The following is a 5,987-nucleotide window of genomic DNA, read 5'->3' on the forward strand; positions in this document are numbered from 1 at the left end:
TCGATCGCTTTGTCGATAACATGCGCAGGGACTTGGTCTTTCTTCGCTTTAGCGATCAGGTGCTTAAGAGGTAGGTTCATGTCTGGATCAGAACTGCCGTTCTTTGCACACATGTAAATCTCTTTACCGTATTTAGAATAAACTTTAATTTTTGCGCCAGCGGTTTTAGCCATTGAGGCTTTGCGCACTTCAAAACTTCTTCCCATCGGGATCTTCTCTCTAATTCAATTTAATGCGAAAGATTTTAGCAAAAAGCTGAGTCATTTCAATTCTTGGCTCAGCGAAGGCAAACAAGTGTAAATTACATCACACTCATAATTCGCTTGTACTTTTCCACCGACTGCACAAACCACTCTCTTTCATGCTCATCAGCAATCTTATTTTTTTGCTCAATAATTTCGCTAGGGATCGCTTTTGCCTCTCGAAGTTTCCAAACTAAGAATGACGCTTGCTTATCAAGTTCAATCTTGTTCTTTTCATCGGATGGCAGTAATGAAAGATTTATTGTCATGGTGGCTTGTATTAGTTGGTACTTGGGCGGGAAATATACCACAGAGAAACGGTGAATTGGCGCTTTTGTCTCGATTGAGATCAATTTTATCTTACAAAAAATAATAAGGGTGGCATTCGAGCCACCCTTGCTGTGAATTGCAAATTGATTAGTGCAAAATCCCCAACTCCCTCGCCTCTTCAATGGTTAAACCGCTTTCTCGGATCTCTCGTAATGCTTCAATGCGACGGCGAGCTTCCGCGGATTTGACCTTTTTAACTGGCTGTTGAGTATTGATCTCTTCTTCCTCAAGATCCCACTTATTTGCAATGTTAGTCATATCATCATGGTCAATAGAATTGATGGACATATTACCTCCGAATAAACCATGTTTGGACAAGTAATCTGTAGCAAACGGTATGCAGGTTGTTAAGATTTTTGAATCCAGAATGTGATAAACATAATGGTTCTGAAATCTAATTAATATTTCACTCATTTAACCTTTGCACCCTAATCATTGTAGTCGTACTTTTAAGGAATTACCCTTTTCAAAACTGACTTGATCTAGCTCTCATTTTATACTTATCCACTATCCTCATCTTCCAAGTTCGTCCAACTTCATCATCATAATTGGAAGCGATATCTGACTAATTCTTCGAGTCACTTCACTTATTTTCCACGCTCAAGCTGTCGCACCTAAATTTAAATGCTAATGATAACAATTATCATTACAATACATTTAAATTGGAAATTAGGCATGGATAAACAAGTCATAAACGACGCCTCTCACCCTGACCCTATTATCAGCATCCAAAACCTCTGCATTGACTACATCACAGACAGTGGTGATTTCAGAGCAGTCGATTCGGTCAGCTTTGATATTGGTAAAGGGGAAATATTTGGCTTAGCGGGCGAGTCAGGATGCGGTAAAAGTACCATTGCATTTGCATTGAACCGTCTTCACAAGCCGCCGGCATTTATATCTGGCGGCACGATTCACTTCGATGGCAAAAACCTCCTCGAGCTGTCAGACAACGCCATCAATGCACTGAGATGGAGCGAGATCGCGATGGTCTTCCAAAGTGCAATGAACTCACTCAACCCTGTGCTAACGATAGAAGAACAATTTTGCGATGTTCTGCGCCATCACACAGGCATGAGCAACGAGCAAGCGACTGACCGGGCAAAAAAACTGCTCGACCTGGTCAACATTCCTAGAGATCGACTCAGTGAGTACCCTCATCAATTTAGTGGTGGTATGCGCCAACGACTGGTTATCGCCATCGCGCTCTCCTTGAGCCCAAAGCTTATTATCATGGATGAACCAACCACAGCACTCGATGTGGTTGTGCAACGTGAAATTCTTCAGCAAATCTATCAACTTCGTGAAGAGTTTGGATTTTCGATTCTATTTATTACCCACGATCTAGCTTTAATGAGCCAGCTTTGTCATCGAATCGCGATCATGAGAAAAGGCGTGATCGTTGAAGCCAACACATCGGACATCATTCGAAACTCGCCCCAACATGCTTATACGCAAAAGCTATGGGCTTCATTTCCTAATATCCACGAAGGTGCGCATCGTTCAGATTCTGCGTCAGCAGAGAACTCCGATCTCCCGGCTCAAGCGCAACTTCTTAAATCAGACCAATCGATTGGAGCGGCGTTATGAGTACCCCTATCCTGCAAGTGAACAATGTCATCAAAGACTTCAACGTGAACAGCGGCTTTGGAAAACAAGAGAATTTTCGTGCCCTTCAAGGGATCAGTTTTGATATTCATGCGGGCAAAACACTGGCGTTAGTCGGTGAGTCAGGCTGTGGTAAAAGTACCTGCGCCCGTTTAATGACCAAGGTTTACCCGGCAACGGAAGGCGAGATTTTGTTTAACGGACGCGATATCAATGAGCTAACTTCTCGAAAAGAGATCTTAGATTACCGTGGCAAGGTTCAAATGGTTTTCCAAGACCCATTCGGATCATTAAACCCGACACACACCATTGAACATCACTTGACGCGACCTTTAAAAATTCACAAACAGATCAAACACGATCGAGAGCTTCCCGATCGTCTTCAAGAGCTCCTTGCTATGGTCGAGTTGGATCCTGACACACTGAAGAAGTTCCCCCATGAGCTTAGTGGTGGTCAGCGCCAACGCGTTAACCTTGCTCGAGCAATCGCCGTTGGGGCACAAGTCATTCTGGCTGATGAGCCAACCTCAATGCTTGATGTTTCAATACGGTTAGGCGTTTTGAACTTGATGCAGCGGATGAAGAACGAGCTTGGGATAGGTTTTCTCTACATTACTCACGATCTTGCGACCGCCCACTACATCGCAGAAGAAACCGCCGTCATGTACAAAGGGCAAATAGTGGAATGGGGAGATACGCAATCGATCTTAACCAATCCTCAACACCCATACACTAAGCTGTTGATCTCTGCCGTACCTGATCCTGACCTTCCGTTTGGCAAACTCGTACAAAGTGAACCAAACTATTCAGAGGAAGCCGATTTAGTTCGTCAGCGTTGTAACCAGGTACAAACACAGACGGAGAAAGTTGGAGAAAATCACTTCGTTAAACAATGGGATAGCGCAGCATGATGAATCTAGATAGTTGGGTTAGTGACATGGAATTCTGGTATCAATCGCGAAAGCATGATCAAGTAGAATTGCTCGAACCTTTAATCCTTAACCCACCTCAACAGGTTTGGGGCCCCACTATCAATACGGTTCAAAGCAAGGCCATTGCATGCTGGCTAGACGCCTGTCTCAGAGTTTTTGAGAGCAACCGGTACCACGCGTGTGATAAAGCCTTCCAATACCTTCAACTCGCATACAGCAAGCTTCAGCATGTCGCAAGCAATCCACTTGCTGAAACAGAATTGAAAGATTGGGCATTAAAGCGCTTACAGCACTTGATCGTACTGTTACTCGAGTTTTGTAATCAAAATACGCCAGGAGACTGGCAAGCGCAGTCTCATCAATTGATTGAAGCGCACGTGCATTTCATGGCGGCCAATGATCATGACATGGCGGAGCGCCCTGAAGATCGCAGCCAACATCAATCACGCATTGTGCATTGATGATCACTCTTTACACTTAGCCAGTCACATACGACGATCGAAAGCATGATCAGGGGTTACCTTGATCATGCTTTCGTATTTGACTTCGAATACCCAAATTTTGGACAAAAAAAAGCGAGTCCAAAAGAACTCGCAAACAATTCAGAATGAATGTAACAAATATGAGCCATCTATTAATTCAATTAGAAGGGACAAAAGGTTGTCTATTCACTATCGATACTAGTTGGCTATCTGGCTTCGCATGTCAGTGCGATGTCAGTGCGATGTCAGAGAAATGTCTTAAAACGGTTTGAATATCATCACTTTTCTAAAATGAAAGCACCTCAAACGGACACTTCGTCCAACGCTCGAAATACCGTTTCATCCAGGTGCCCTTCAAATACTTGCTTGCACACCTTTCGCCTTACTGCCAAGCCTGAAATCAATCGTTCTATTGAGAGATGTTTGTTCTCACTTTGCTGATTGTACAGTTCGACAAGCTTACTTAAGGTTTCATAAGGGACATGATCATTACCAACACGAAGCCAATCAAGCTTCCCTAGAAGCTCTGTACACTCTTCTTTGATAGAAGAGTGTGAATGCCCAGTCATAGCCGCTAACGCCGTTATGCCGCGCTCCAGGGCTTCCTCAGAGGTATACTTGGTTAAGGTTATGGTTATCTCATCGGCATTGATCTCGACCAAGTGTTTTCTAAGCTTAACTCGACGACCTAATTTTCCACGCGGAGATGGCGCTTTTCGTTGAATCGGTTCGAACTCACCATCAATGATCTCTGAAAGCTCTGCTAGCTTCTGCTTAGACACCATTTCATGACGTAATGGGTTAGGCAACGTTGGCGCCATATTTCGCTTACCAGCGTTCGTTGTTCGTGCCCTTGAATACCGTAATACTTCTTCCGCATCACATTTGATATCCACTTCATAATCAACGATCTTTTCTTTCTCGATCATAGCAGTGATCGTTAAGTGATACCCCCAAAGATTGACCGTAAATTGTTGATCATCTCCATTCCCTTTCGAGAGTTTTTTCAGCTCTCGGATCAGATCCATTGAGAATCTGCGCCAATCAATGTTGCGTGCAAGTTTTTGATTTAGCTCAGTGAGTAACATGGAATCGGTATGTCGACGAGACATGCGTGTACGGAAATAGGAATACAATTGGAACACCAATGTATGTTGTTTCAGTATCTCTGGTGGAAACAAGAAGAAATAATCTCGAGTCATCAACTCTTCGTAGAAAGACGGCTCCCAAACTAAAATATACAGATTGGGTTTAATACGAATTTCGCCATCAGCATTCTCTGTAGGTGCTTCTTCTGACGCCGTAATTGTGCGGGCTAAGAATCGAAAGCGATCACTCTTAAAGCCTTCTGGCATGTTTTCACTTAACCAGCGTCCCGTTAATTCATGCAGCTGAAAGTCTGTGAATTCTATACGATCAATACTGTCTCGGATGGAGTCTCTAGCGGGGCCACTGTCCTTCTTTCCTCGAAGAGAAAGGATATCAGTGATGTACAACGGGGTTTTGTTGGGCGCTTGCTCGACACTGAACTGATAATCTTCTTTATGATGGTCATGGTATTGAACCGTTAACGTAAACAAGGCGAATAACGTCATCAAATCATCAACGGTCATGATGTTTTTGGATGAACGAGTTTCAATCACAGCTCGTGTACCAGAGATAGAAACCATTGATTTTTGGTAATTTTTTCTTGTTCTAGGCGGCGCAAGTGCCTGATCGATTATTCCAGCCCAATTCGTTGGTGAAACGATAAACTGATCCGCTTCATCTTTCATTGTTGGTGGAATATTAAGACCGTGCTCATTGAGTAGACGTTTATTGACTTGGGTTTGTGCAAGTGCTTTTGATCGTTTTTGTTTCTCATTTTGCTTTACCGACTCTGTCACCAAACTGGTTGATCCAAGAACAGAAATCAATAAATTAGGGTTAACAAATTTATGTAGCATTGTTTTCCCGGCAAGTCCTTCTTCAAAACGAACGGGGATTTGCTTAAAAAGTCCAATATTGACGGCAGCTCGCAGTCTTTGCTGTATAGCAGCTCGGGTGATTTGCCCATCGGTTGCATCGATCAATTCTGTTGTTGATACATATCCATCTTTGCTGCGAAAACCTTGCAGTGAAATGAGGTTTAAAAGTTCAACAATGCTTTTCGTTACCCCTTTAAAATGTTGATATTGTTCAACCCAACTGACAGCAGCTTCAGATACTTCAAACAGATGTCCGCCTTTGTGGCTTCTAGGAGACTTTATTAATAGTTTTTCTTCTGAACTCATTATTAGATCCGGATCACATAAGCCGTAATATTGCTATCGTTCCAAAGAGAATAAAGAAAAAAGGATCATAAATAAAGAAATATTTATTGCTCTTAAATAACTGATCTATTTGATTAAGAT

The 5,987-nt window shown here is 42.8% G+C and carries 6 protein-coding genes and 1 pseudogene; 3 read left to right on the forward strand and 4 right to left on the reverse strand.

Annotated elements, in window-relative coordinates:
- The 3 genes and pseudogenes from BCU12_RS03410 to BCU12_RS03420 all read right to left on the reverse strand — a co-directional run.
- Window positions 1-206: pseudogene (locus BCU12_RS03410) on the reverse strand (YebC/PmpR family DNA-binding transcriptional regulator); the annotation flags it as partial.
- A gap of 95 nt (window positions 207-301) precedes the next feature.
- Window positions 302-511: a DUF3283 family protein gene (locus BCU12_RS03415; protein ID WP_102402992.1), complete on the reverse strand. Its 210-nt coding sequence runs from the start codon at window positions 509-511 to the stop codon at window positions 302-304.
- Between the two features lie 148 nt (window positions 512-659).
- On the reverse strand, window positions 660-860 hold the full coding sequence (locus tag BCU12_RS03420) for a hypothetical protein (protein WP_102402987.1): 201 nt from the start codon (window positions 858-860) through the stop codon (window positions 660-662).
- Between the two features lie 387 nt (window positions 861-1,247).
- Between BCU12_RS03420 and BCU12_RS03425 the strand changes: the two genes are divergently transcribed.
- The 3 genes from BCU12_RS03425 to BCU12_RS03435 are packed head-to-tail and all read left to right on the forward strand — an operon-like array spanning window position 1,248 to window position 3,573.
- On the forward strand, window positions 1,248-2,162 hold the full coding sequence (locus tag BCU12_RS03425; RefSeq protein WP_102402988.1) for an ABC transporter ATP-binding protein: 915 nt from the start codon (window positions 1,248-1,250) through the stop codon (window positions 2,160-2,162).
- Window positions 2,159-3,091: an ATP-binding cassette domain-containing protein gene (locus BCU12_RS03430; RefSeq protein WP_102402989.1), complete on the forward strand. Its 933-nt coding sequence runs from the start codon at window positions 2,159-2,161 to the stop codon at window positions 3,089-3,091. The genes BCU12_RS03425 and BCU12_RS03430 overlap by 4 nt, the downstream gene beginning before the upstream one ends.
- Window positions 3,088-3,573 (forward strand): transcriptional regulator, encoded by a 486-nt coding sequence (locus tag BCU12_RS03435; protein ID WP_102402990.1) that lies wholly within the window; start codon window positions 3,088-3,090, stop codon window positions 3,571-3,573. Before BCU12_RS03430 ends, BCU12_RS03435 begins: the two co-directional genes overlap by 4 nt.
- Before the next feature lie 323 nt (window positions 3,574-3,896).
- Here the strand turns inward: BCU12_RS03435 and BCU12_RS03440 are convergent, their stop codons facing one another.
- Window positions 3,897-5,867 (reverse strand): replication initiator protein RctB domain-containing protein, encoded by a 1,971-nt coding sequence (locus tag BCU12_RS03440; protein ID WP_102402991.1) that lies wholly within the window; start codon window positions 5,865-5,867, stop codon window positions 3,897-3,899.
- Window positions 5,868-5,987: the final 120 nt, after the last annotated feature.

Origin of the sequence: Vibrio sp. 10N.261.55.A7 (genome assembly GCF_002877365.1) — a bacterium.
GTDB lineage: Bacteria > Pseudomonadota > Gammaproteobacteria > Enterobacterales > Vibrionaceae > Vibrio.